Source organism: Serratia oryzae (assembly GCF_001976145.1).
GTDB lineage: Bacteria > Pseudomonadota > Gammaproteobacteria > Enterobacterales > Enterobacteriaceae > Chania > Chania oryzae.
On record NZ_MOXD01000009.1, the window covers coordinates 31,138 to 55,051 of the forward strand.

The 23,914-nt window shown below is 54.3% G+C and carries 18 protein-coding genes; 7 read left to right on the forward strand and 11 right to left on the reverse strand.

Going from position 1 to position 23,914, the window contains the following annotated elements:
* Positions 1–3 precede the first annotated feature (3 nt).
* Positions 4–1,356 carry a class-II fumarase/aspartase family protein gene (locus BMI79_RS16095; protein ID WP_076943138.1) on the forward strand — a complete coding sequence of 451 codons (1,353 nt, stop codon included), beginning with the start codon at positions 4–6 and terminating at the stop codon, positions 1,354–1,356.
* On the forward strand, positions 1,349–2,569 hold the full coding sequence (locus tag BMI79_RS16100) for an N-acetylglucosamine-6-phosphate deacetylase (protein WP_076943139.1): 1,221 nt from the start codon (positions 1,349–1,351) through the stop codon (positions 2,567–2,569). The genes BMI79_RS16095 and BMI79_RS16100 overlap by 8 nt, the downstream gene beginning before the upstream one ends.
* A 42-nt stretch (positions 2,570–2,611) precedes the next feature.
* On the opposite strand, the gene BMI79_RS16105 is transcribed toward BMI79_RS16100, so the two are convergent.
* Positions 2,612–4,159, reverse strand: coding sequence for a BglG family transcription antiterminator (locus BMI79_RS16105; protein WP_076943140.1), 1,548 nt, complete (start codon positions 4,157–4,159; stop codon positions 2,612–2,614).
* 153 nt (positions 4,160–4,312) lie between these two features.
* Positions 4,313–5,665, reverse strand: coding sequence for a glutathione-disulfide reductase (gene gorA / locus BMI79_RS16110; RefSeq protein ID WP_076943141.1), 1,353 nt, complete (start codon positions 5,663–5,665; stop codon positions 4,313–4,315).
* Positions 5,666–6,180: 515 nt separating this feature from the next.
* Here gorA and BMI79_RS16115 point away from each other — a divergent pair.
* Positions 6,181–8,079, forward strand: coding sequence for a M10 family metallopeptidase C-terminal domain-containing protein (locus BMI79_RS16115; protein WP_158069123.1), 1,899 nt, complete (start codon positions 6,181–6,183; stop codon positions 8,077–8,079).
* 422 nt (positions 8,080–8,501) lie between these two features.
* On the opposite strand, the gene BMI79_RS16120 is transcribed toward BMI79_RS16115, so the two are convergent.
* From BMI79_RS16120 to kbaZ, 8 genes are all read right to left on the reverse strand, one after another.
* Positions 8,502–10,391: an alpha-galactosidase gene (locus tag BMI79_RS16120; RefSeq protein ID WP_076943143.1), complete on the reverse strand. Its 1,890-nt coding sequence runs from the start codon at positions 10,389–10,391 to the stop codon at positions 8,502–8,504.
* 23 nt (positions 10,392–10,414) lie between these two features.
* The gene (kbaY, locus tag BMI79_RS16125) at positions 10,415–11,293 is read right to left on the reverse strand and encodes a tagatose-bisphosphate aldolase subunit KbaY (protein ID WP_076943144.1); all 879 of its coding nucleotides are present in this window, start codon (positions 11,291–11,293) and stop codon (positions 10,415–10,417) included.
* 12 nt (positions 11,294–11,305) lie between these two features.
* Positions 11,306–12,451 carry an SIS domain-containing protein gene (locus BMI79_RS16130; protein WP_076943145.1) on the reverse strand — a complete coding sequence of 382 codons (1,146 nt, stop codon included), beginning with the start codon at positions 12,449–12,451 and terminating at the stop codon, positions 11,306–11,308.
* A 292-nt stretch (positions 12,452–12,743) separates the two neighbouring features.
* Positions 12,744–13,178 carry a PTS galactosamine/N-acetylgalactosamine transporter subunit IIA gene (gene agaF, locus BMI79_RS16135; protein WP_076943146.1) on the reverse strand — a complete coding sequence of 145 codons (435 nt, stop codon included), beginning with the start codon at positions 13,176–13,178 and terminating at the stop codon, positions 12,744–12,746.
* Positions 13,179–13,202: 24 nt separating this feature from the next.
* Positions 13,203–14,078: a PTS N-acetylgalactosamine transporter subunit IID gene (gene agaE, locus BMI79_RS16140; protein WP_076943147.1), complete on the reverse strand. Its 876-nt coding sequence runs from the start codon at positions 14,076–14,078 to the stop codon at positions 13,203–13,205.
* Positions 14,068–14,850, reverse strand: coding sequence for a PTS N-acetylgalactosamine transporter subunit IIC (agaW, locus tag BMI79_RS16145; protein WP_076943148.1), 783 nt, complete (start codon positions 14,848–14,850; stop codon positions 14,068–14,070). Before agaW ends, agaE begins: the two co-directional genes overlap by 11 nt.
* A gap of 10 nt (positions 14,851–14,860) precedes the next feature.
* Positions 14,861–15,334, reverse strand: a complete 474-nt coding sequence (agaV, locus tag BMI79_RS16150; protein WP_076943149.1) for a PTS N-acetylgalactosamine transporter subunit IIB — start codon at positions 15,332–15,334, stop codon at positions 14,861–14,863.
* Between the two features lie 23 nt (positions 15,335–15,357).
* Positions 15,358–16,650 (reverse strand): tagatose-bisphosphate aldolase subunit KbaZ, encoded by a 1,293-nt coding sequence (kbaZ, locus tag BMI79_RS16155; protein ID WP_076943150.1) that lies wholly within the window; start codon positions 16,648–16,650, stop codon positions 15,358–15,360.
* Between the two features lie 249 nt (positions 16,651–16,899).
* On the opposite strand from kbaZ, the gene BMI79_RS16160 reads away from it, so the two are divergent.
* The gene (locus BMI79_RS16160) at positions 16,900–17,709 is read left to right on the forward strand and encodes a DeoR family transcriptional regulator (protein WP_076943151.1); all 810 of its coding nucleotides are present in this window, start codon (positions 16,900–16,902) and stop codon (positions 17,707–17,709) included.
* Between the two features lie 62 nt (positions 17,710–17,771).
* Here the strand turns inward: BMI79_RS16160 and BMI79_RS16165 are convergent, their stop codons facing one another.
* Positions 17,772–18,614 carry a 23S rRNA (adenine(2030)-N(6))-methyltransferase RlmJ gene (locus tag BMI79_RS16165; RefSeq protein WP_076943152.1) on the reverse strand — a complete coding sequence of 281 codons (843 nt, stop codon included), beginning with the start codon at positions 18,612–18,614 and terminating at the stop codon, positions 17,772–17,774.
* Between the two features lie 271 nt (positions 18,615–18,885).
* On the opposite strand from BMI79_RS16165, the gene prlC reads away from it, so the two are divergent.
* The 3 genes from prlC to BMI79_RS16180 all read left to right on the forward strand — a co-directional run bounded on the left by prlC (position 18,886) and on the right by BMI79_RS16180 (position 23,879).
* On the forward strand, positions 18,886–20,928 hold the full coding sequence (gene prlC / locus BMI79_RS16170; RefSeq protein ID WP_076943153.1) for an oligopeptidase A: 2,043 nt from the start codon (positions 18,886–18,888) through the stop codon (positions 20,926–20,928).
* 8 nt (positions 20,929–20,936) lie between these two features.
* The gene (gene rsmJ, locus BMI79_RS16175; protein WP_076943154.1) at positions 20,937–21,683 is read left to right on the forward strand and encodes a 16S rRNA (guanine(1516)-N(2))-methyltransferase RsmJ; all 747 of its coding nucleotides are present in this window, start codon (positions 20,937–20,939) and stop codon (positions 21,681–21,683) included.
* Positions 21,684–21,986: 303 nt separating this feature from the next.
* On the forward strand, positions 21,987–23,879 hold the full coding sequence (locus BMI79_RS16180) for a bifunctional metallophosphatase/5'-nucleotidase (RefSeq protein ID WP_076943155.1): 1,893 nt from the start codon (positions 21,987–21,989) through the stop codon (positions 23,877–23,879).
* Positions 23,880–23,914: the final 35 nt, after the last annotated feature.

A 23,914-nucleotide genomic window follows, 5' to 3' on the forward strand; every position in this document is an offset into this window, starting at 1 on the left:
AGCATGCGCGCACTATACGACTCTAAAAGCAAAACCATCGATCACCAGGGGATGAAAGATCTGTTCACGCACGAAGCCAGGGTGCAGTCATGGCTCGATGTGGAAGGTGCGCTGGCGCTGGCGCAGGCCGAAGTTGGCATGATCCCGGCCGCTGCGGCTGAAAACATCGCCGCCAACTGCCGCCTCGAGCGGATCGATCTTGCCGAGGTTGACCGCCTGTTGCGCCAGATTGGCCACGGTTTTGTTCCGGTGATCAAGGTGCTGGTCAAAGCCTGTGATGCAGAAAGCGGTAAGTATGTGCATTACGGGGTGACCACCCAGAATATTCAGCAAACCGCCCATCTGCTGATCGTGAAAAAATTCCACCTCAAGCTGATGAAGTTCGTGGATGCCACGCTGGTCAATTTGGCGCGCTTGGCGAAAACGCATAAAAACACCCTGATGGCGGGGCGTACTCACGGTAAACACGCTCTGCCCATCACTTATGGCTATAAGGTTTCGGTATGGATTTATGAACTGCTGGCGGCGGTGGAGCGCATGCAAGAGGCGGAAAAACGGGTATTTACCGTGATGATGGGCGGCGCGGTGGGGGCGTTTCACGCCACCGGTGAAGCGGGCAGAACGGTGCAGGATCGGGTTGCTGAGCAATTGGGTATGCATTCGATGCTGGTGCCTTCACGCAATGCCAGGGTGTTCCGCGCTGAGTACATCACTAACCTGTGCCTGCTGGCGACAACGCTGCATAAAATCGCCGAAGAGGTCTATCAAACCTCCAGCGAAGAGTTTGGTGAGGTATCGGAAGCGTTCACCAAGGGCACGGTGGGCAGCAGCACCATGCCGCAAAAGGTTAATCCCAAGCTGGCCAAAGGGATTATTGCCAATGCGCAGAAGCTGTATTCAGTGCTGACGGCGGCGCTTTACGTGTGCCCGCGGCCGTTTGAGGCCGACAGTTCCGCCTACTTCATCTTTGATGCCAGCCTGCAGGAAAGCATTGAGCTGATGGCTGAAATCATCCTGCGTGCCGAAGAACTGACGCGTACGCTGGTGATTAACCCTGAACGGATGCATGACAACGTGATGCTGACGCACGGGCTGATTAACAGTGAAAAAATCATGATGAAACTGGTGGATAAGCTGGGTAAAGATCCGGCTCACGAGCTGGTTTACCACATGGCGATGCGCAGCACGCATGAACACCTCGAGTACGGCGAGATATTGCGTAACGATCCGCTGATGGCGGAAAACTTCAGCGCCGCTGAGATCGCGGAGCTGCTGGATCCCGCCTGCTATACCGGTTTGTGCGCCGTGTTGGCGGATGAGCTGGCCGAGCGGGTGCTGGAGAGAAGCCATGAATAGCCTGCGTTCTGGGGTGATTAAATCCAACAGAATTGTCTTCCCCGATGGGATCAAGGCGGGTTATTTACTGGTGCAGGGCGGGAAAATCAGTGGGTTTCATACCCACTGTTCCGCTGGCTATATCGACTACAGCGAGCAGATTATTATGCCGGGCTTTGTCGACATCCACGTCCATGGCTGGGGACGGGGGTCTTTTGCCTACAAAGGGAATAACGCCTCGCTGAAGTGGATGAGCCACGATTTGGTGAAGGCCGGTGTGACCGCCTATCTGCCAACGTCTGGCACGATGCCAAACGCTTTTCTTGAGGCCTCGCTGGCGGCGGCGGCAGGCTACATTGCCGCTGCCACACCTGCCGACGGGGCAGAAGCCATTGGCATCCATATGGAAGGCCCCTACATCAGCGAGAAGCACCTGGGCATGCAGCGGGCGGATTGCCTGCAGTGGCCCAGCGTTGAGGGATTCGAGCACTTCAACCGCCTGGCGGGGCAGAACATCCGCCTGATGACGCTGGCACCGGAGCTGGAAGGCGCTCTGGAGCTTATCCGGCATCTGCGGGCGCAGGGCATTACCGCCTCAGCGGGCCACACCGATGCCACGTTTGCTGAAATTAGCGCCGCGATCGAAGCCGGTTTAAGCCATTTCACTCACGCTTACAGTGGGATGCGCGGCTTTCACCACCGTGAGCTCGGGGTAGTTGGGGCGCTGATGTACTATCAGGACACCTATGCAGAAGTGGCGAAGCAGAGCGGCATTACCATTAAGCCAGAGGCCTTTGACCTGCTTTATCGTTTGAAGCGCGATCGGCGTCTGGTGCTGATGAGCGACTGCATGGGTTATGTCGATTTCCCCGAAGGCTATGAATTTTATCACTATCTGCGTAAAGAGACCTTCCGCATCAAGCAGGGGCAACTGGAGATTGCCACGGACGGTGGCGATACGCGCCAGGTTTGCCCGTGTGACTATGAAGCGGTGCAGCAGTTGGAGATGAATTTTCTCGATTCAGTGAAGAATATCGTCGATCGTCTGGAACATGGCCTGGTTTCAGTGGCGAGGATCGCGTGCGAAAATCCAGCGTTTCTGGCGGGGGCGCAGGATCGCAAAGGTTCGCTGTTGGCCGGTAAAGATGCCGATATTCTGGTGCTGGATAACGATTTGAATCTGCTTGATGTTTACTGCCGCGGAGTGCGTCAGGCGCAGATCGCGACGGTTTAAAACCTTCCTCACGAGGCCGCCAACGGTTGGCGGCCAGTCTGTTCAGATAAAGAAGTCGGCATATTTTTGTTCTAACAGCGCACGCAGTTGCTGCTGATCCAGCCCTGCGGTTTCCTGAATAAATGCCTCTGTGGGGATCTTCTTTTTCGCACGCGAAAGCCCGTGTTTGCCCAAGAGTGAAATATCGTCGCGGGTCAGATAGAAATTCACCTTGATGTAAGCCAACTGATAATACTTCAGATAGCTGGAGATTTTATTGGTGAAGGTAATCAGCAAATCAAAAGGGATCTGTTCCAGCGTGCGTAATTCATTGATATTCACACAGGCGACGATCTCGATATGGAAGTGTGACTTCAACACTTCCTTGAAATAACCGACCTTACTCTCCGACGAATTGGTAACGATAATCACGCGTTTTTTATATTCGCTGTGGATGCGGTTTTGCAGCTCGTACTTTTTCAGGATCAACACCAGCGTTGACAGATGCACGGTGGAAAACGTGGTGTGGTAGTGCTGGGCGATGGGCGCGGTGGCTTCGGCAACGCCTTGATATAGCGCGGCGTGCCGGGTTTGCACCTGATGCAGTTTTTTGTCGTCAAAGTATAAATTGAACCTGCTTTGCACGATGGTTGAATAGATAAACTGATAGACCTCGGCAAAGAACGGCGACGCGTTGTGTATTTCTGCTCTCAACAGCGGCGAGATATATTCACCCAAGCGTTTGACGAGCCTAATCAGCGTGGGATCGTAGACGTCAAATGGCCGCCAGGTATAGGTCAGCGAGGAAACCAGCAGATCGAGAAAGCGATCTTCATGTTCACTGCCGAGCAGCGCGAAATCGCAGGACTGAATAAAGTTAAGCTTATCGCTGGTGGTAATACTATGCCCGCGCCGTATGCGATGCAGCGCAATGCTCATGTACACCAGAAAGTATTTCTTGCTGTTATAGCCCAGCGTAATGACGCGGCTGAGCCGCTGCTGATAGAGCTCTGCCGCAGCGCGAATTTCCTGTTGGCACTCGCGCAAAAACTGTGTGGCAATGGCGCGGTTAATCGGCTCATTGGCTTTGTGCGGCACCAGCAGGTGATCTTCACCAATTTCCACCGTTTTGAGGATGATCAGGCAGACCGCGATGCGCAGCAGAATTTCGTCGCCGTCCAACCGCGATCCCTGCTTGGGAATGGTGGTAACGCTGAGGCGATTGGCCTGTAAAAACGCCAGCAGCGCCTGGTTATCATTTTTTAGCGTGGTGGGGCTGACGTTGAATTTGCGGTAGTACTCGCTTTTATTCACCACCTCCTGCAAACACATCGCCACGCACAGATCCTTAATCCGTTCCTCCGCAGTGGTGATATAGCGGTTAAACGGAATATGCTCCAGCAAGGCGATATATTCCCGATAGGTAATGGCCGTAACGATCGATTGCCCATCCAGGTGCAAGCGGTAGTCCGGCTCGAGAAACTGGTTAATTTCTTTCATTGCCCGCTTCAGCGTCGAGGTGGTTTTACCAAATCTGGACGTGACATCCTCGATCAATACCGGGCTGTGTTCCTGGATATATTTTAACAAGGACAGGTCAAAGCTGTTCACTGGGGTATCTCAAGGTCGCGTCTGGAGTCGTACCATTGAGAATAGAGAAAAGCCGGGATTCTGTCTGTGAACTGCGTGGAGCATCTTGGGCAGTAAAAAGGCCAGATGCGTTGGCATCTGGCCCGAGAATGGTGCTCGCTAACAGGCGGCCCGTTAGCGCATGGTCACAAACTCTTCCGCAGCGGTTGGGTGGATCGCCACGGTGTTGTCGAAGTCTTTCTTGGTTGCCCCCATCTTTACGGCCACCGCAAAGCCCTGCAGGATTTCGTCCATGCCAAAGCCGATGCCGTGCAGGCCAACGATCTTCTCCTCTGCACCCACGCACACCAACTTCATACGGCACGGCTGGCGATGCTGGGTGACCGCACTGTACATGGCGGTAAAGGCAGATTTGTAGACCTTCACGTTGTCTTCACCGAACTGCTCTTTTGCCTGCGGTTCGGTCAGGCCAATGGTGCCGATCGGCGGGTGGCTGAATACCACGGTGGCGATGTTGCTGTAATCCAGATGCTCGTCCGGCTTGTTGTTGAACAGGCGCTCAGACAGGCGACGCCCTGCGGCAACCGCCACCGGAGTCAGTTCAACCGCGCCGGTGTTGTCGCCAACCGCGTAGACGCCTTTCACGCTGGTATTCTGGAATTTATCGACCTCGATATAGCCTTTGGCGTTGGTTTTCACCCCGGTTACCGCCAGGTTCAGGTTGTCGGTGGCCGGTTCGCGGCCAATCGCCCATACCAGGCAGTCGACGATAAACTCTTTACCGTTTTCCAGTTGCAGCGTCAGGCTGCCATCGGCGTTTTTAACGATGGCTTTTGGAATAGATTCGGTGTGCAACTGTGGCCCTTCGGTGTTCATCACTTCGACCAGCGTTTCTACAATCATCGGATCAAAGCTGCGCAGCGGTGCATGTTTACGCACGAACAGATGGGTTTCCGCTCCCAGCGCGTTCATCACCCCGGCAATTTCCACTGCGATGTAGCCAGCACCCACCACGGCGACGCGTTTTGGCATCGCATCCAGCTCGAAGAAGCCGTCGGAGTCGATGCCGTATTCTGCGCCAGGAATGTTCGGGTGGCTTGGGCGGCCGCCGGTGGCGATCAGGATATGATCGGCGGTGATGGTCTCGCCGTTGACTTCTACCGTATGTGCGTCAACAAAGCGGGCAAAGCCCTTGATCACGTCTACTTTGTTTTTGCCCAGCACGTTGTCGTAGGAGGTGTGGATGCGATCAATATAGGCAGTACGGTTAGCGACCAGCTTCTTCCAGTCAAACGCGTTGACGGTGGTATCAAAGCCGTAGTCTGGGCCGTACTGATGGATGGCTTCAGCGATCTGCGCCGCATGCCACATCACTTTTTTCGGTACACAACCCACGTTGACGCAGGTGCCGCCCAGTTCTTTGGCTTCAATCAGTGCGCATTTCTGGCCATACATGGCTGCCCGGTTGATCGATGCGATACCGCCGCTGCCGCCGCCAATTGCTAGATAATCGTAATGTTTCGTCATCTGGGTTTTCCATGAGTTGTGTGATTCGAAGAGGATAGAGTTTAACGCCTGACAGGGGGTTGTCGCAAAGATTGCGTCGATGGCTGTGATAGGCGGCGGCGTGGACCTTCACCGGGCAAAATCATTCAGCAGGTTACTCTCACGAGATGGTGCGGCCTAAGTATCGCCTATTTTTTTGTAAGCAATTGCTTATGTTTGTGCTTTTTTTTGACTTTAATTGCCAGGTTAACTATACAGAGATGATAGAGGTAAAAATAACATTGAAAGTGGATGTCAACGCAGTAGGTGGTTAACAATATTCTCTCGCATATTTCGCGTATTAGTTTGATGTCGAGCCGATATCCTGACCGATTAAAGGATATTTACTGATACACGGAAGTCTTTTTTGAAGTAAATATCAAAAGACATATACCCTGAATAGCCCGAGTTGCAAGGAAGTCAACGTACATGCAACCTGGAGTATGGCGGGTATAGCTGCAAGGGTTAATATTTTTAAAACATCTGAGGGGCATTTCATGGAAAATGTAAAAATACCTTTAAGTGGTAACCCTAAAATAGACTTCATTTTGCGGCAATATAAAGCATTGCCTGGGAACGGTGGCAACACCTACACATGGAGCCTGGCTAAAAGCGCTTACACTAATCCTACACCTAGTGCAGAGTTTGGCACCAAATACATCCCTATTCCAGCAGATAATCCATACAATGACTTAATCCGGAAGTCATTGAATAATCTCAGCACTTTTGCCAATATTAAATTTAAAGAGGTTGATGAAAGTAAAAATGAAATGGGTGATTTGCGTTTCATGGCGAGCAATGAGCTCAGTTTTAGGGCTGGCGGTATAAGCACGGGTATTAACGGTGTTAATACGCTGGTGTTTAAAATAGATCCCCCAAACGGCGTCACTACACCTCCTTCTTTTTATATTTCCGCACATGAAATTGCTCATGCCATGGGGCTTAACCATACCCAGATCATGGTTAATGGGCAATGGCAGGAATTTAGCAATCTCACTGATGTTACAATGCTCGATACTCTCATGTCTTATAATCAGATACGGAACTCCTTACATTACCCACAAGAGAAAACGGCTTTATATAATTCCAAGGGAGTCTATCTGGGCGAAGCTCAGACCGTGAGTTATGGTATTTTGGATATTCAGGCGTTGCAATATATCTATGGCAAAAACTACGCTTTTAACGCTGATAACACAACTTATAAATATACCCCGGAGAAACTCAACTTCTTTGACACCATCTGGGATGGAGGGGGTAACGATACGCTTGATTTTAGTGCATTTAATCTTGGTTCAATCATCAATCTCGAAGGTGGGACCAGAAGTTCGATATATGTTGAGGTGCCTAAGCTTGCCCCGAGCAAATCATATTTGAACTCAATAAGCTATGATGGAACTAATGCTATTGGTATCGCCTATGGTGCAAACATAGAAAATGTTAATGGCACCCAAGGTAATGATATAATATATGGCAATGAATTAAATAACCTGATCAAAGGTAATAATGGGAATGATACGATTTATGGTGGGAAGGGCAATGATACTCTCTATAGTGGTGCAGGTAATGATACGCTCTATGGCGGAGAGGGAAAGGATATTATTTATGGTGGTTCGGGAATAAAAACGTTAAAAGGCGGTGATGGAAACGATGTTTTTTATATAGGTAAAGACAGCATTAACTATCTCTATGGTGGCAATGGTGATGATAAGTATGTAATAGGTGCCGCCAATGCCAGTTATGAGATTTTTGAAGAGAAAAAGGGTGGGTCATCCGATACCATTGAGTTTTTAGGTAGCATTCAAACAAATACGACTTATTATCTTCCTGCCAATGTTGAAAATTTCAGAGCGAATACGCTGTTATCATCAAATAATGCCCGGGCAACGGTGATAGGGAATGAGTTAAACAACTCGATCAATGGCAGTGTTTACGCTAATGATATTATCATCGGTGGCAAAGGGAATGATACGCTACAAGGTTTTAAGGGGAGTGACACCTATATTTTTAACAAAGGTGATGGGCAAGATGTCATCTGGGAGTACAATAACGATACCTTGGGTAAAGGTGATACAGATACCTTGATTTTAAATGATATTAATGCAGATCAGCTTTGGTTCTCGCGTGTTAAAGGTTTCGCCGGTGACAGCGATAATCTTGTTATTTCAATTTTGAATTCTTCTGACAAGATCACTATTCACCACTGGTTTGAGAGTACGCAAAATACTGCTTTTAGTAACGGTAAGCTAGAGAGCATAAATACTGCCGACGGGAAATCTTTGAATATCAGTCAGGTTGACGATCTGGTGGGCCTAATGCAGGGGAAATTAGCCCCTACGGCAGGTCATACATCAATTATTGATGATTATCTCTCACAGCATTTCGGTGCCATTCTATAAGCTTAGGGATCGCTTAAGTGCAATGTTAAGCAAGGCCTTAAATTTAAGGCCTTGCAATGCAACGAACGGCGTAATCAGATGTGGTACACCCCATTGGCATAACCCAGCATCGCGGGGGGCAGCCATTCGGCACTTCCGGCACGGGCTAAGCAGCATCCCACTATCGCTTCTGCACGCTGCTGGGGAAGCGCCGCGTTGCGTTGATTTCCGCTAAGCTATATTTTTCAATCTGATAATCACTATGCTCGGCCATACCGGTTTCCCTCCGCCTACCCAGCGGATACTTGATCAACGGTTTAGGGTAACAGGAGGTTGGTTTATTGCGGGGAACTCTGGTGGCGGATTATGTGGGATGCCAGAAGTGCAGTTCCCTCTCTTTGTGGGAGAGGGAACCGTGATGGGCATGATACCCGATGCCGGGGTTATTTCACCGGCGTGGCCTCTATCACCAGCGTTTGCAGTGGTTTCAGCGTGATTACCACCGGCTGGCTGTAGTTTGCTGGCAGCGTTGCGTTGCTGCCGTAAACCGGCTTCAGCGTAAAGCGGGTGGTCTCTCCTTGCGGTACTTCAAAGCTCTTGCTCAGATCCAGGTAGTAGCTTTGTTCTTTGTCTGACGGATTACGCAGCCCAAAGACAGCCTTATCGTTACTCCACGACGCCCAGCCGTAAACATCCAGCATGGTCGGATCGCCACCTATCCAGTGGGTATCGACCAGCACATCGCCGTTTGCCTGCGCCCATTTGGCCGCCGCCGCCAGGGCATCCCATTTGGCGCTGTTCAGCATCGATGGCGTGATGTACATCTCCTGCAATTGGGTGCCGGTGGCGAAGTAGCTCCATGCCTGATCGGCAAAATCGCCGTCGGTCTGCACTTTTTCTAAGCCAAAGTAGGCGTTTTCTGCGCTGACAATGCCGTGATACATCAGTGAGTTGAGCGGGAAGAGCGGCCCTTTTCTCACGATGGAACGGTAGGTTTCAGCATCGCGGTAGGTCATCCACTGCTGCGCGGGTGAGCCTTTGCCGTAGAGGTTGATATCGTCGCCCTGGCGCCAGATGGAATCGGCATAGAACAGCCAGGACGGGCTGGCATTGGTGCCGGTGGTTAGGTTGATAAACAGATCTTTGTTCGCCTCACGCATGTTTTTGATCAGCTCAATCGAGGCGTCAAAGTCGGAAGCGAACTGGCTGCCTTTTATGTACGAGTTAGCGTTGCCCATGCCGTCCAGCTTGAACGAGGTGATATGCTCGTCTTTGATCAGCTTGCCGATCTGCCGGTTAAAGTTATGGAAATAGTTTGGGCCGGAGAGGGCGAATTTGCCGTCCACGGTTTCAAAGCCATTTTCTTTGGCGTGAGAAACGCGGATATCGCGCGGTTTGTTATAGCCGCCCCACGGCGAAAGCCACAGGCCAACTGAGGTGTGCAGGCCGTCGGCTTTGGCTTTCACCACGCCAAAACCGTCTTTGAACGCTGGGCCAAACAGCCATTTACCGGTGCGATCGTCCCAGCCGTCATCCAACAGGAAGCCGTCCAGTTTTACACCGCGCTTTTTCATTAGCTCGTTGGCGTAAGCGTCCATCCGGTCGAGCACTTCTTGCTCGGTATAGGTGGTGAAAAAGCCGATATCCATCCAACTGTTGTAGTGCAGATAGGGCTGGTACGGGCGCGGACGCATGACGTTGATAAACTGATTAACGCTGCGGCGCAGTTGGCTCAGTTCATCAAAGGTGCCGAAATAAAGGGTATAGCTGACCGGTGCGTCGGTTTTGATCGGCGTTTTTAGCTCGACGTTGAGGTTGGTGGTGGTCTCATAGGCATAAGTATTGACGATGGGCTTATTCGGCAGCATGAAGAAGCTGTCGGCTACGATGGGCGAGCTGTTAATCGCGCCGTACACGTAAGGGGCCTGTGACTTGCCTTTGGTGGGGAAAAAGGTGATTTTCGCCACGTCCTGCGCTTGGCCTTTTGCATGCAGGGTATAGTCGATGCTGGCATATTTCCCTTTCAGCACATTCAACACCACGCTGACGGCAAAGTCTGGGTGATCATAATCAATATGAATCGCATCGCCTTTCTGCTGAACTTGCTTGATTTTAAAATCGGTGGCGTGAATCACGCTTTCATCCGGCAGGGTGAGAAAGAACAGCTCATTGGGCGCAAGCTGATGAGCGGAGTGTTGATCCTTGACTACCACCGCTGAGTTGCTGTCATCGAACGAGATGGCGATATTGGCGTTATTCAACTGATGTTGGGCGGCGAAAGCGGCATTGCTGACGAGCAGAAACAGTAACGAGCTTTTAATCATGGTTTTCATCAGAAGATCCTTTTTCTCTCTATTTATTGTGCAGTGCAGGCTTGCTGGGTAAGTTTGTCAGCCGAGCCGCACACGGTGATTTTGCTGCGCACCACCTCTTTCATTGCATCCATACCGACGCGCATGTAATAGCGTGGGTCGTTACCTTGCGGGTTATCGGCAAACCATTTTTTCACCGCGGCGGCGAACGCAATTTTCAGCTCGGTAGCGACATTCACTTTGCAGACGCCAAGCTCAATGGCACGCCGCACAAACTCGTCCGGCACGTCGCTTGCACCGTGCAGCACCAGCGGAATGGCAACCACTTCGCGGATCGCCGCCAGACGCTTGAAATCAATCTTCGGGCGTTTGCTGTACAGGCCGTGGGCGGTGCCGATCGCCACGGCCAGGCTGTCGACCCCGGTCTGGGCGGCAAAGCGACAGGCTTCCTGCGGATCGGTCAAAAACGCGCTTTCTTCATCGACATCCATATCGTCTTCCACGCCCCCGAGGCGGCCCAGCTCAGCCTCGACGCTGCAATCATAGCGATGGCAGAAATCCACCACCGATTTCACCAGCTTCACGTTTTCGGCAAACGGGAGGTGGCTGCCGTCGATCATGGCGCTGCGCACACCGGCTCTCACCTTGTTACTGATGTCGTCGAGAGATTCGTGGTGATCGAGGTGCAGTGCAAACGGCATGTTGTAGCTTGCCGAGTAGGCTTCGCACAGCGCGTAGATTTCGCTGAAGGCAATATGCTTGAAGGTGCCCGGCGTGCCCGCCAGGATCACCGGGGATTGCATCTCTTGGCAGACTTCGAGGATCGCCTGAATGGTCTCCGCATTGTGGATATTGAATGCGGGCACGGCGTAGCCTCTGGCCTGAGCGTCTTGCAGCAGATACTTGGTGGAGATAATGCTCATGGCGTAATCCTCTCAGCCTTTCCAGGGGTGAATAACCACGCCTTGCACCACGCGGTTTACCGTGCCGCTGGCGGAAGGGGTGTCTGGGGTGATGCCTGCTTTCATGGATTCGGTCAGCGCAAAGATTTGCGCGTAGATCAGGAAGCAGAAGGCCTGTTCGATATCGAGAAACTCGCGGGCCGCTGGCAGCAGAATATGCGGGCCGGAGGCAATTTCCGGGCTGGTGGCGGCGGCGATCGCCACCACGCGCATCGCCTGCCGGTCACGGTGCAGCTCGGCGAGCAAGTCTAAATCGTACTGGCGGGTATACGCATGGCTGGACACCATCACCACCACCAGCGTTTCGTCGTTAACCAGCGATTTCGGGCCGTGACGGAAGCCGGTGGGGGAGTCATAAAACGCCGCCAGTTTGCCTGCGGTCAGTTCAAGCACTTTCAGCGCGGCTTCGCGCGCCGTGCCCTGCAGCCCACCGCTGCCGAGGTAGACGATGCGTTTAAACGGCAGATCGCCAAACACGGCCGTGCTGAAATCTTCTTGGGAAGCGATGATGCGTTCGCAGCGGGTGGCAACATCCTGAAAGGACGCGCTGTTGATGACGTCCGCCGCAAACACCGCCAGGCAACTGGCCATCATGGTGGTGATACTGCTGGTCATGGCGAAGCCGCGATCGTGGGTTTCTGCTGGCATCAGCAGCGCCAGCGCGTTATCGCTGTGGGTGGCGTTGTTATACAGGCTGCCCGCTTCGTTGCAGGTGATCACCAGATGATGGCAGTGCCGGACGATTTGGTTAGCTAAATCGACCGCCGCGACGCTTTCCGGGCTGTTGCCGGAGCGCGCGAAAGAAACCAACAGCGTCGGCTGTTCGGCGTACAGATAGTCAACAGGGTTGGTGACCAGATCGGTGGTTGGTACGGCCACCACGTTTTTGCCGGTGTGGCGCGCAAGCCACGGCGCAATCATGTCACCGATAAATGCAGAGGTGCCCGCGCCGGTCAGGATGATCTTGAGGTTGCTGTCCTGTAGGAGCGGAGCCAGGAAAGCCGTAATGCGGCTGCGCAGATTCTCGATATTTTTCAGCGAAGTCATCCAACTGGTCGGCTGTTGGCGGATCTCTTTTTCGGTCCAGGTTGAGGAGCCGGAAGTGTGGGTTCTACTCATAACTCAGTCCTTAGCAGTGCATATTCAACGGGGGAGCACAAAGCAGAAGAGAGCAACCTTTCGTTTCATTGAGTCAACTTTATGCTTAAACAAAATCTATAGAAAACGAAATGAAAGATCAACAAAGAAAAAGAAATAAAACGGAGTTTGTGATCGGCGTTATGAATAGGTTTTTTCTTTTTATTTATCAAGTTATCGCGCAGTCTTCGGGCGATGGCAAGATTTAAAGAAAAGGAAAAGAAAGGTCTGTGTGCTAACGGGCCACAGACCTAAGAGAGGGAAGTGAAAGGGGTCATATCCCCTCAGCGGCCACTGCGGTTGCGCGCTCACGCCCCATTTCATCCGCCAGGCTGGTTAAGCCACGGTGGCCGCATTCCAATGCCATCAGGCGAAACTCGTTACAGCTCAGCCCATCGCGTTCCAGCACCATCTCCAGCAGCAATTGCAGGTTGATGCCGGTGATCACCTCGCGCCCTGGCTTTTGCAACGCCAGCGTGGAGGCCACGCGGAACGGGGTGCCGCCCAGCAGATCGGTTAAAAATACCAGCCCGTCACTTTCATCCAACTGGGCTATCGCCTGCTCGAACTGGCTTTTCAGCAACGCGGTGGTAGAGCTTTCGGGAAAGTCGATGGCAATAATCTGCGGCTGTTCGCCCAGGATCTGCTTCATCGCTTTTTCCAGCCCGCTGGCAAAGCCGCCGTGGCCGCTAAGAATGATGCTTAACATGCGATCTCCTCGCCTTTCAGTGGGTTACAGGAAGTGGGCAAACTTCCCGACGATGCCCAGCAGCACGGTGATACCGATAAGCCGCAGCGGGCTCCAACCGCGACGCACCAGGGCGTACATCAGCAGGGTGTAGACCAGCGGTAGAAACGCAGGCATCAGTTTGTCGATCACGTCAGCTTGCAGCTTCACTACCGCATCGCCCGCGGTGATTTCCAGCGTGGTGGAGAGGCGCACGTAAGTCGCCACCAGCGCACCGATCACCGTCATCCCGACGATCGAGGCGGCGTGGCCGACCTTGCGGGTGTTGGCCTTAATCAGCGGGATCGCCGCGACCCCTTTGCGGTAAGCATAGTGGGCCAGCCCGAAACGCAACCCGAGGTGGACGACGTTAAACATCACCATAAACACCACTGCGCCGAGGATCGAGCCTTGCAGCGCCAAGCTGGCACCGATGCCGCCGCAGATCGGCAGCAGGGTCAGCCAGAACATGGCGTCACCAATGCCGCCAAGCGGTGCGCCAACGGCGATTTTGGTGCTTTGGATACTGTTCACATCCTGCTTGGAACGCTCCATCGCCAGGATGATGCCAATCACAAAGGTGACCAGGAACGGGTGGGTATTAAAGAAACCCATGTGGCCTTTCATTGCCCGCGCCAGATCGCGTTGGTTGGTGTGGATCTTCTTCAACGCGGGCAGCAGGCCGTACAGCCAGCCGCAGGCCTGCATACGTTCATAGTTGAACGATGCCTGCAGCAGCATAGAGCGCCACGCCACGCGGTTGATATCCTGCTTGGTCAGTTCCACACCAACCGTCTGATCTTCATAGATACTGTCGTTGCCGTCGGTGACCAGGGCTTCCTGCCCGTTGGTTTGCGGCAGAGTTTGGGTATCAGATGCCATCTTCAAATTCCTCTTGCTGTGCGCGGGAAGGTTGCGGTGGAGTCGGGTCCTTACGCATCAACTCCATCAGAGCCATCGCCAGCGCGGCGGCGGCAATGGCCAGCACCGGCAGCTTCAGCCAGGCGGCGCCAACGAAGCCGAGAATGAAATAAGGGATGTAAGCGTTCTTCATCATGATTTTCAGCAGCACGGCGAAGCCGATGGCTGGCATGATGCCGCCGGCTACGCCGAGGCCGTCGATCAGCCGTGCGGGCAGCACGTCAATGACCGCTTTTGCGTGTTCGGCACCAAAATAGATGGGCAAGAAGGCACAGAGGAAGTAGAAGGTGCCGAGCACCAGCAGCGCCATGTAGTTAATGCGCTCAATGCCGTTGGTATCAGCATTTGCCGCCATGCGATCGGCACGTGACATCACGCCGGACATGATGGAGAACAGGAAGGTAATCCCCATTTGCACTGCCACGGCGAACGGCACGGCTACCCCAACGGCCACTTCCGGTTTTACCCCGGTGGTGATGGCAAAGGCAGTGCCGACAATGGTGCCGATAATCACGTTAGGCGGCTGTGCCCCGGCCAGCGGCGCCAGCCCCATCCACACCAGTTCCAGCGTCCCACCGGTTAGAATACCGGTATGCAGATCGCCCAGGATCAGGCCCACCAGCGGGCCCAGTACCACCGGGCGGTGCATGTGCGTCAGGCCGTTGAACATATCCAGCCCGGCGATAAAGGCCAGTATGCCCAATGCTGCCGCTTGTAATAAGCTGATTTCCATAACAAATACCTCAGAGAAGTTTGTAGAGATCCTGAGCCGGCTCTGTCGGGACGCCCTGAACAAAGCACGTGACACCGGCCTCTTTCAGGCCGTTGAAGGCGGCAATGTCCCGATCGTCTACAGAGACGGTTTTGGCGATTTGTTTCTTGCCGTCGGCGTAGTGCATATTGCCGACGTTGATACGTTTTAGCGGCACGTTGCCTGTGACCAGGGTGAGAAAGTCCTGCGGGCTTTTGCATACCAGCAGAATTTTTTGGTGATCGGCTGCGCGGTGAATATTGTCGATCACTTTCTGCAGCGGCCAGAAACGCACGGCGATCCCTTCTGCAAGCACCATCTCCATCAGGTTTTGCTGTACGGCGTCTTCTGCAACCTCATCGTTGGCCACCAGCACCAGATTCGCACCGGCAAAACCGACCCACTGCACGCCAACCTGACCGTGGATCAGGCGTTCATCAATACGGCTCAGTACAATGTTTGGCATGTTTTCCCCTTATTATTATTGTGTTAGACAGACGGTGATTGGCCCATGCAGGCGGCATGGTATTGGCGTAGCACATCCTGGATATGGTCGATAATCAGCTCGTGTGGCGTTGCGGCAATCAATCCTTCACGAACTTTGGCATATTGCAGCGGCAGGTATTGGCTGATCAGCGGCTGCGGGATCGGGCCGCTTGCCAGGTTGCTGACCAGGCGATCGTAGGCACCGTCTATATCCCGATCGGGCCAGTAGTAGCGCACGCGATCGGAGTAGCTGTAGCCACGTGCCAGACGTAATGCTTCACCGCTGCCCTGGTAATGCTGCTGCCAATATTGCGGGTGATCCTGCATCACGCTTTCCAGCACATCGCGCAGCCCCGAGCATTGGTGCGCCGGGCGCAGCTCCTGTTCGATAGCCGCCAGCGAGAACAGCGCTTCGCGCAGGGCAAAGGTGAGCGCCGGGCCGACTTTCAGGATCGCGAAGTGATGCTGAACCAGCTGTTGCAGGGCGAGTGGAGTCTGGTAGTCGGTGGAGTGGGCTTCAAACACCATGGTGTCAGACGCCTCAATCATCTGGCTGAGCGCCAGCGCCTTCTGCGGCTGAAAATCAATCACTTGCGTATGGTCGAACTCGACGCCCGGCTGTACCACCAGCCCGATAATGCGCGGCCAGATATCGCTCAGGCCCTGCTGCTCCAGGGCATGACGATGGGCTTCAAGCGTGGTTTTTGCCGCCTGCGGCGTGGTGACGGCTAAGGCTGCCAGCGTTTCGTGTGCGCCACCGGGCACCGGCACTTCGGTGCCGATAACGTAAACCAGATCGGACTCGCCAAACTGAGCGATGCAGGTTTGCTCGGCGATCCGCGCTAAGCGTGCGGCCCGTTCGGCAACGATCGCATCGGTAAGCGGCACCGGGTCATCGGCGCAGGACATGCTGCAATCGAGATGGATTTTTTTGAACCCGGCACTCACATAGCAGCGAATCAGCTCATCGGCTTTGGCCATGGCGTCTGCGGCAGTTTGGTTTTGCCAGCGGTTCGGGCCGAGGTGGTCGCCGCCAAGGATCAGCTGTTGGTGAGGAAAATGGTGTTGATCGGCTAGCTGTAATACGAAGCGGCGGAAGTCGGCGGGCATCATACCGGTGTAGCCACCATACTGATCGACCTGGTTTGAGGTGGCTTCGATCAGCAGGGTTGAGTGGGTTGCTTTAGCGTGCCGCATGGCGGCTTCAAGCACCAACGGGTGGGCAGAGCAGACCGCAAAGATACCACAGCGTTTATCCCGTTTATGGTTGGCCACAAACTCGATTAAATGTTTCACTTTCTTCTCCGTGTCGATTTTCTTGTGTAATATCTTTCGATTTGCGTCTATTTATACTGCGATAAGGTAAAATCAAAATAAAGAGAAGGATTGTGGAGTTGCGATCTGTTTCACAAAAGGCATAAAACGAAAGGCCTGAACGAAGTGAAGCGACGAAAGGTCGATCGGGCTAAGGCTTGCTTTCCATTAAAAGAAAGGCCTTAATAGGCAAAGTGAAATGAAACAAAGGATTTTATGAAAGGATCTCCTATGTACAACAGCGATTCCGTTACCGATAAGCGCATCATTGGCACCAGCGAGCGGCGTGAGCAGATCATTCAGCGTTTACGCCAGCAGGGCAGCGTACAGGTCAATGATCTATCGGCTTTTTTCAGCGTTTCTACCGTCACTATCCGTAACGATCTGGCGTTTCTGGAAAAACAGGGGATTGCGGTACGTGCCTATGGTGGTGCGCTGATATGCGATCCATCCACCCCTCCGGTGGAGCCTTCGCTAGAAGATAAAAGCTCCCTGAATACCTCCCTGAAGCGGAGCATTGCGCGCGTCGCGGTAGAGTTGATCAAGCCTGGCCACCGAGTGATCCTCGACTCTGGAACCACCACGTATGAGATCGCACGCCTCATGCGCCAGCATAAAGATGTGATTGCCATGACGAATGGTATGAACGTCGCCAACGCGCTGCTGGAAGCGGAAGGTGTTGAACTGCTGATGACCGGCGGGCACTTACGCCGCCAATCCCTGTCGTTTTATGGCGATCAGGCCGATCAGTCGCTGCAGAACTACCATTTCGATATGCTGTTTCTCGGCGTCGACGCCATCGATCTGGAGCGGGGGGTGAGCACCCATAACGAGGATGAAGCGCGCCTCAATCGCCGTATGTGTGAGGTGGCTGAACGTATCATTGCGGTGACCGATTCCAGCAAGTTTAACCGCTCGAGCCTGCATAAGATCATTGATATCCAACGTGTTCATATGGTGATTACCGACAGCGACATTTCGGCAGAAAACCTTGAGGGGCTGCGCAGGAGCGGCATTAAAGTGGTGCTGGCCGGGAAATAGAACAGAGCGGGGCCGGTTTACAGAGAAGCGATGGCCGCCCAGGCTGGCGGCCAGGTTGAGCCTTACTCGGGAACCACCCAGTTCACCAAGTGGTGGCCAATGCCGGAGGGCACCAGCACTTTGTGCAGCCACGGCAGCACGTTGTTCATCTGCTGCTCCAGCTTCCACGGCGGGTTAATCACGATCATGCCGGAAGCGGTCATGCCGCGCTGATCGCTGTCGGGCTTGACTGCCAGTTCGATCTGCAGGATACGGCGAATACCGGTCGCTTCCAGCTCTTTCAGCATGCGTTTAATTTGCTGGCGCAGCACCACCGGGTACCACAGCGCATAGGTGCCGGTGGCGAAACGTTTGTAACCCTCCTGAATGCCTTTCACCACGTCCTGATAATCGGTTTTCATTTCGTAGGGGGGATCCATCAGGATCAGGCCACGGCGCGACTGCGGTGGCAGTTGCGATTTGATCTGCTGGTAACCGTCTGCGCGCTGTACTTTGGCGCGTTCATCTTTCTGGAACTCACTGCGCAGCAGCGGGTAATCGCTCGGGTGCAGTTCTGTGAGGTGGATTTTATCCTGCGGGCGCAGCAACTGGCGGGCAATCAGCGGCGAACCTGGGTAGTAACGCAGGGTGCCCGAACGGTTGAAGTTGTGTACCACACTCATGTAAGCCGCCAGTTCTTCCGGCAGATCGTCACGCTGCCACAGCAGGCCGATGCCTTCCAGGTATTCCCCGGTGCGCTCGGCGTGTTCACCGCTCAGTTGATAACGCCCGGCGCCGGAGTGGGTATCCAGATACAGCAGCGGTTTCTCTTTTTCTTTCAGCGCTTCAATGATCAGGCTCTGAACGGTGTGCTTGAGCACGTCGGCGTGGTTGCCAGCGTGAAAACTGTGGCGGTAACTTAACATGGCGTCTGGTCATTCCTTGTGCTCCAGATGGAGCAAGCTGAGTAAAGGCTGATAATCCGCACAGTATAAACTGTCTGGCTGAGAAAAAGTGAAATGCGTTGCCTTTGCCTGATGATGGGTTCGGTATAAAAGACCCTATGCCCCCTAATGGCACTTTCCCTCAATCGCCGCCATTGATTTTCCTGCCATTTGGCACCATGTTAGTGAGACATTGTTATTTACCTGGCCCGATATCCGCATCTGGCCCACAACGCCAATCAGGACTGCCCTTATGACCAATCCGTTGCTGACCCCGTTTTCCTTGCCGCCGTTTTCGGCGATTCGCCCTGAAGATATCGTGCCTGCGGTGCAATCCGCGCTGGCTGATTGCCGCGCTGCGGTGGAGCGCGTGGTCGCTCAGCCGGGGCCGTTTACCTGGGAGAACCTGTGCCAGCCGCTGGCGGAGTCTGACGATCGTCTGGCGCGCATCTGGTCGCCGGTTGGCCATTTGAATGCGGTGAAAAACAGCCCGGAACTGCGCGAAGCCTATGAGCAGGCGCTGCCGCTGCTGTCTGAATACGGCACCTGGGTAGGGCAGCACGAAGGTTTGTATCAGGCGTATCGCAGCCTGAGAGAAGGGCCAGGCTTCGCCACATTGAGCGTGCCGCAGCGTAAAGCGGTGGAAAATGCGCTGCGTGATTTTGAGCTTTCAGGCATTGGCCTGCCGGCAGAAAAGCAAAAGCGCTACGGCGAGATTGTCGCGCGCTTGTCCGAATTGGGTTCCACTTACAGCAACAACGTGCTCGATGCCACCATGGGCTGGAGCAAGCTGATTACCGATGTTAACGAACTGAGCGGCCTGCCGGAAAGCGCGTTGGCGCAAGCGCAGGCAATGGCCCAGGCCAAAGAGCAGGAAGGTTGGCTGCTGACGCTGGATATGCCGAGCTATCTGCCGGTCATGACCTATGCCGACAGCCAGGCGCTGCGCGAAGAGATGTACCGCGCCTTTGCCACCCGGGCTTCCGATCAGGGGCCGAACGCCGGTAAGTGGGACAACAGCGAAGTGATGGCAGAGACGCTGGCGCTGCGCCATGAGCTGGCCGAACTGCTGGGCTTTGCCAGCTATGCCGATAAATCCCTCGCCACCAAAATGGCAGAAAGCCCGGAGCAGGTGCTGGGGTTCCTGAACGATCTGGCCAAGCGTGCACGCCCGCAGGCGGAGCAGGAACTGGCGCAGCTGCGTGCATTTGCCAAACAGCATTACGGCGTGGATGAGCTCGAGGCGTGGGACATCACCTACTACGGCGAAAAGCAGAAACAGCATCTGTTCTCCATCAGCGACGAACAACTGCGCCCATACTTCCCTGAGCAGCGCGTCGTCGAAGGGCTGTTCGAAGTGGTGAAACGCATTTACGGCATTACCGCCAAAGAACGTAAAGATGTGGATACCTGGCACCCCGAAGTGCGCTTCTTCGATCTGTTCGACGCTAAAGGTGAACTGCGCGGCAGCTTCTATCTGGATCTGTACGCCCGTGAGAACAAACGCGGCGGGGCGTGGATGGATGACTGCGTCGGCAGCCTGCGTAAGGCGAACGGCGAACTGCAAAAACCGGTGGCTTACCTTACCTGTAACTTTAACCGTCCGCTGGGCGATAAACCGGCGCTGTTTACCCATAACGAAGTCACTACCCTGTTCCACGAGTTTGGTCACGGCCTGCACCATATGCTGACGCAGATCGATACCGCTGGTGTCGCCGGTATCAGCGGGGTGCCGTGGGATGCGGTCGAGCTGCCGAGCCAGTTTATGGAAAACTGGTGCTGGGAGCCGGAGGCGCTGGCGTTTATCTCCGGCCACTTTGAAACCGGTGAACCGCTGCCGAAAGCCCTGTTGGACAAGATGCTGGAAGCGAAAAACTATCAGGCGGCGCTGTTTATCCTGCGTCAGTTGGAGTTCGGCCTGTTTGATTTCCGTATGCATGCGGAATACAGCCCAGAAAAGGGTGCGCAGATCCTGCCAACGCTGTTTGACGTTAAAAAAACCGTGGCGGTCGTGCCTTCGCCAAGCTGGGGCCGTTTCCCCCATGCGTTCAGCCACATCTTTGCCGGTGGCTACGCGGCGGGTTACTACAGCTATCTGTGGGCGGAAGTGCTGTCGGCAGATGCCTACTCGCGCTTTGAGGAAGAGGGGATTTTCAACGCGCAAACCGGTAAATCCTTCCTGGATAATATTCTGTCGCGCGGCGGTTCTGAAGAGCCGATGGAATTGTTCAAACGCTTCCGTGGCCGTGAACCGCAGCTGGATGCTATGCTGCGCCATTACGGTATTAAAGGATAACCCGCCACGTGAGCGTGTTTTTATGGTGTGAAGCAGGCGCCGATCCCGGCGCCTTGTCTATTCTGGCCGAACGCTGGCAACTGACTTCCGACGACAATGCGCTGATGGCGCTGGTATTGACGCCGGAGCGGCTGGAGCTGCGCAAGCGTGACGAGCCGAAGCTTGGCGCGATTTACGTTGATTTTGTCGCAGGCCCGATGGCACACCGGCGGCGTTTCGGCGGTGGCCGTGGCGAAGCGGTTGCCAAAGCGGTGGGCATTAAGGGCAACACTCTGCCCAGCGTGGTGGATGCCACCGCCGGGTTGGGGCGCGATGCCTTTGTGCTGGCGGCGCTCGGTTGCCGGGTGCGCATGCTGGAACGCAATCCGGTGGCGGCTGCCTTGCTGGACGACGGCTTACAGCGTGGCTATCAGGACCCCGAGATCGGCCCGTGGTTGCGCGAGCGCATGACGCTGCTGCACGCTTCCAGCCTGACGGCGCTGGCGGATCTCGATCCACGCCCGGAAGTGGTGTATCTCGATCCGATGTACCCGCATAAGCAGAAAAGTGCGCTGGTGAAGAAGGAAATGCGGGTGTTTCAGGCGCTGGTGGGCAGTGATGATGATGCAGACGGTTTGCTGGAACCGGCTCGCCGCTTGGCCACCAAGCGCATTGTGGTGAAACGCCCGGACTACGCGCCGCCGCTGGCGGATGTTCCTGCGCATGCTGCCACCACCACCAAAAATCACCGCTTCGATATTTATATGCCGCTGTAAAGCGGCAGATGATTCAGCCAAGAGGTTTTCCCCTGATCTTGCCCAGGTTGGGGGAGCGTTGCCGGTCAATCATTGACCCCTCTCACACTTCCTATGCCCTTTCAGCAATGCTGCTGGTATGTCTGGAATGCACCTCGCATATACCCAAAATAATTCGAGTTGCTTGTAGGCGGCAACTGAGAGAAGCCCCAGGAGCTTACTCCAGTAAGTGACTGGGGTGAGTGAGGGCAGCCAACACCCAAGCAACTTGAAGTATGACGGGTATAATCCCATTTAATTACAATTATCTATCGTTAACACATCATGAAAAAGACACTTTTGTCCTTATTGCTTTGCTTGAGCACCTCTGTTGTGACCGCTGAACCGGTAAATATCACCATTCTGGGCACTTCCGATCTGCATGGCACCTTTGTGCCTTGGGATTACTCCACAGATACCGAGAACCTGGCGGGCAGCCTGAGCCAGATCGCCACCCAGGTGTACCAGGTACGGGCCCAGCAGCCGAACGTGATCCTGGTGGATGCCGGGGACACCATTCAGGGCAACTTTGTTGAAACCTTCAAGAATGACAAAACCAGCCCGATGATCCTGGGTTTTAACGCGCTGAATTACGACGTGTGGGTGATGGGCAACCACGAGTTTGACTTTGGTTTGCAGGCGTTGGCAACGCCGATTAGCCAATTTAACGGCGCTGCGCTGGCGGGCAATATTTTCTGGCAAAGCGGCAAGCCTTACCTGCCCGCCTACAAGATCGTTGAACGGCAGGGGGTGAAGATTGGCATTATCGGCATGGATACGCCGATGACCGCCGAATTCGCCAAAGGCACCGATCGTATCGATGGCCTGACCTTTACCGATCCGGTGCAGGCGGTGAAAAAGGTGATCCAGCAGATCCACAGCCAGGTGGATGCCATTGTGCTGGTGGCGCATATGGGGATCGATAACGAAAACCAGCGGCCGGGCACCGGCGTGGGGGATATCGCGCGGGCTAACCCGGAACTGGCGGCAATCGTGGCCGGGCATATGCACGTTAAAGTGGATAAAGAGTTGATTAATGGTGTGATCGTTACCGAGCCGGACAAATATGGCCGTGCGCTGTCGCGCATCGATCTGCAATTCGAGCAGCAGAATGGCAAGTATGTGCTGATCAATAAAGACAGTTACACCTATCCGATCAAAGGGATGGCGTCGGATAAAAAGCTGGAAGAGATCTATCAGCCGTTCCATACCATTCTGCGCGCCAATGCTAACCGGCCGATTGCCCAACTGACTGGGCAGGATCTGGTGCCGCCGGATGCGGTGAAGGGCATTCCGCAGGTACATATTCAGGATACCGGCATCAGTGCGCTGTATCAGGAGGCTGCCCGTTACTATGCACCGCAGGCGCAGGTGATCGCGCTGCAGATCGATAACGATCGGCCAAAACTGAACGTGGGGACGATTACCGCCAAAGATATCGCCTTCAATTATCAATACGCAGGGGGTGAAATCACTGTGTACCAACTCACCGGCAAGGAGTTGAAGAAGTACATGGAATGGGTCGGGGATTATTTCAATCAGCAACAGGATGGCGATGTGACCTACAGCTTCAACCCGCAGCGCCGCGCATCGAAATATTCCACCAACGACTTTTTTGACGGCGTGACTTACACCATCGATCTGCGCAAACCCAGCGGCCAGCGGATCACCGATCTGAAGCTGAACGACGGCACCCCGGTCACCGACAGCATGCCGATTCGCCTGGGGATGAACAGCTACCGCATGGGCCACCTGACGCAAAAAGGCGGGGTGTTAGCAGGCATGCAGTTCCCGGTGCTGTCAGACACCAAGGCGGAGTATGGCGAAGAGGCGGGGACGATCCGCAATCTCACCATCCGTTATCTGACCGAAGTGAAGAAGGGGGAGTATCAGGGCAAAGCGATGCAGCGCTGGAAACTGGTGGGGCTGGAAGGGTATGAACGTGAGCGTAAGATCGTCGAAAAACTGTTGAACGACGGCAAAATCAGCGTACCCACTACCGATGACGGGCGTTATACCAACGTGGCTTCCATCAACGTCAAGGCACTGCTGTTCAGCGATCCGCAGCAAATGAAGCAACAGATAGCGTCTCTGCAACAGCAGGCACACGCGGCGGCCGATCCGCTGATTAAACAGCGCTTGAACGATCGCGTGGCGGTGATCGAAGCCATTAACTGACGCTGATTCCCCCTGCCAGCGCAGGCAGGGGGAAT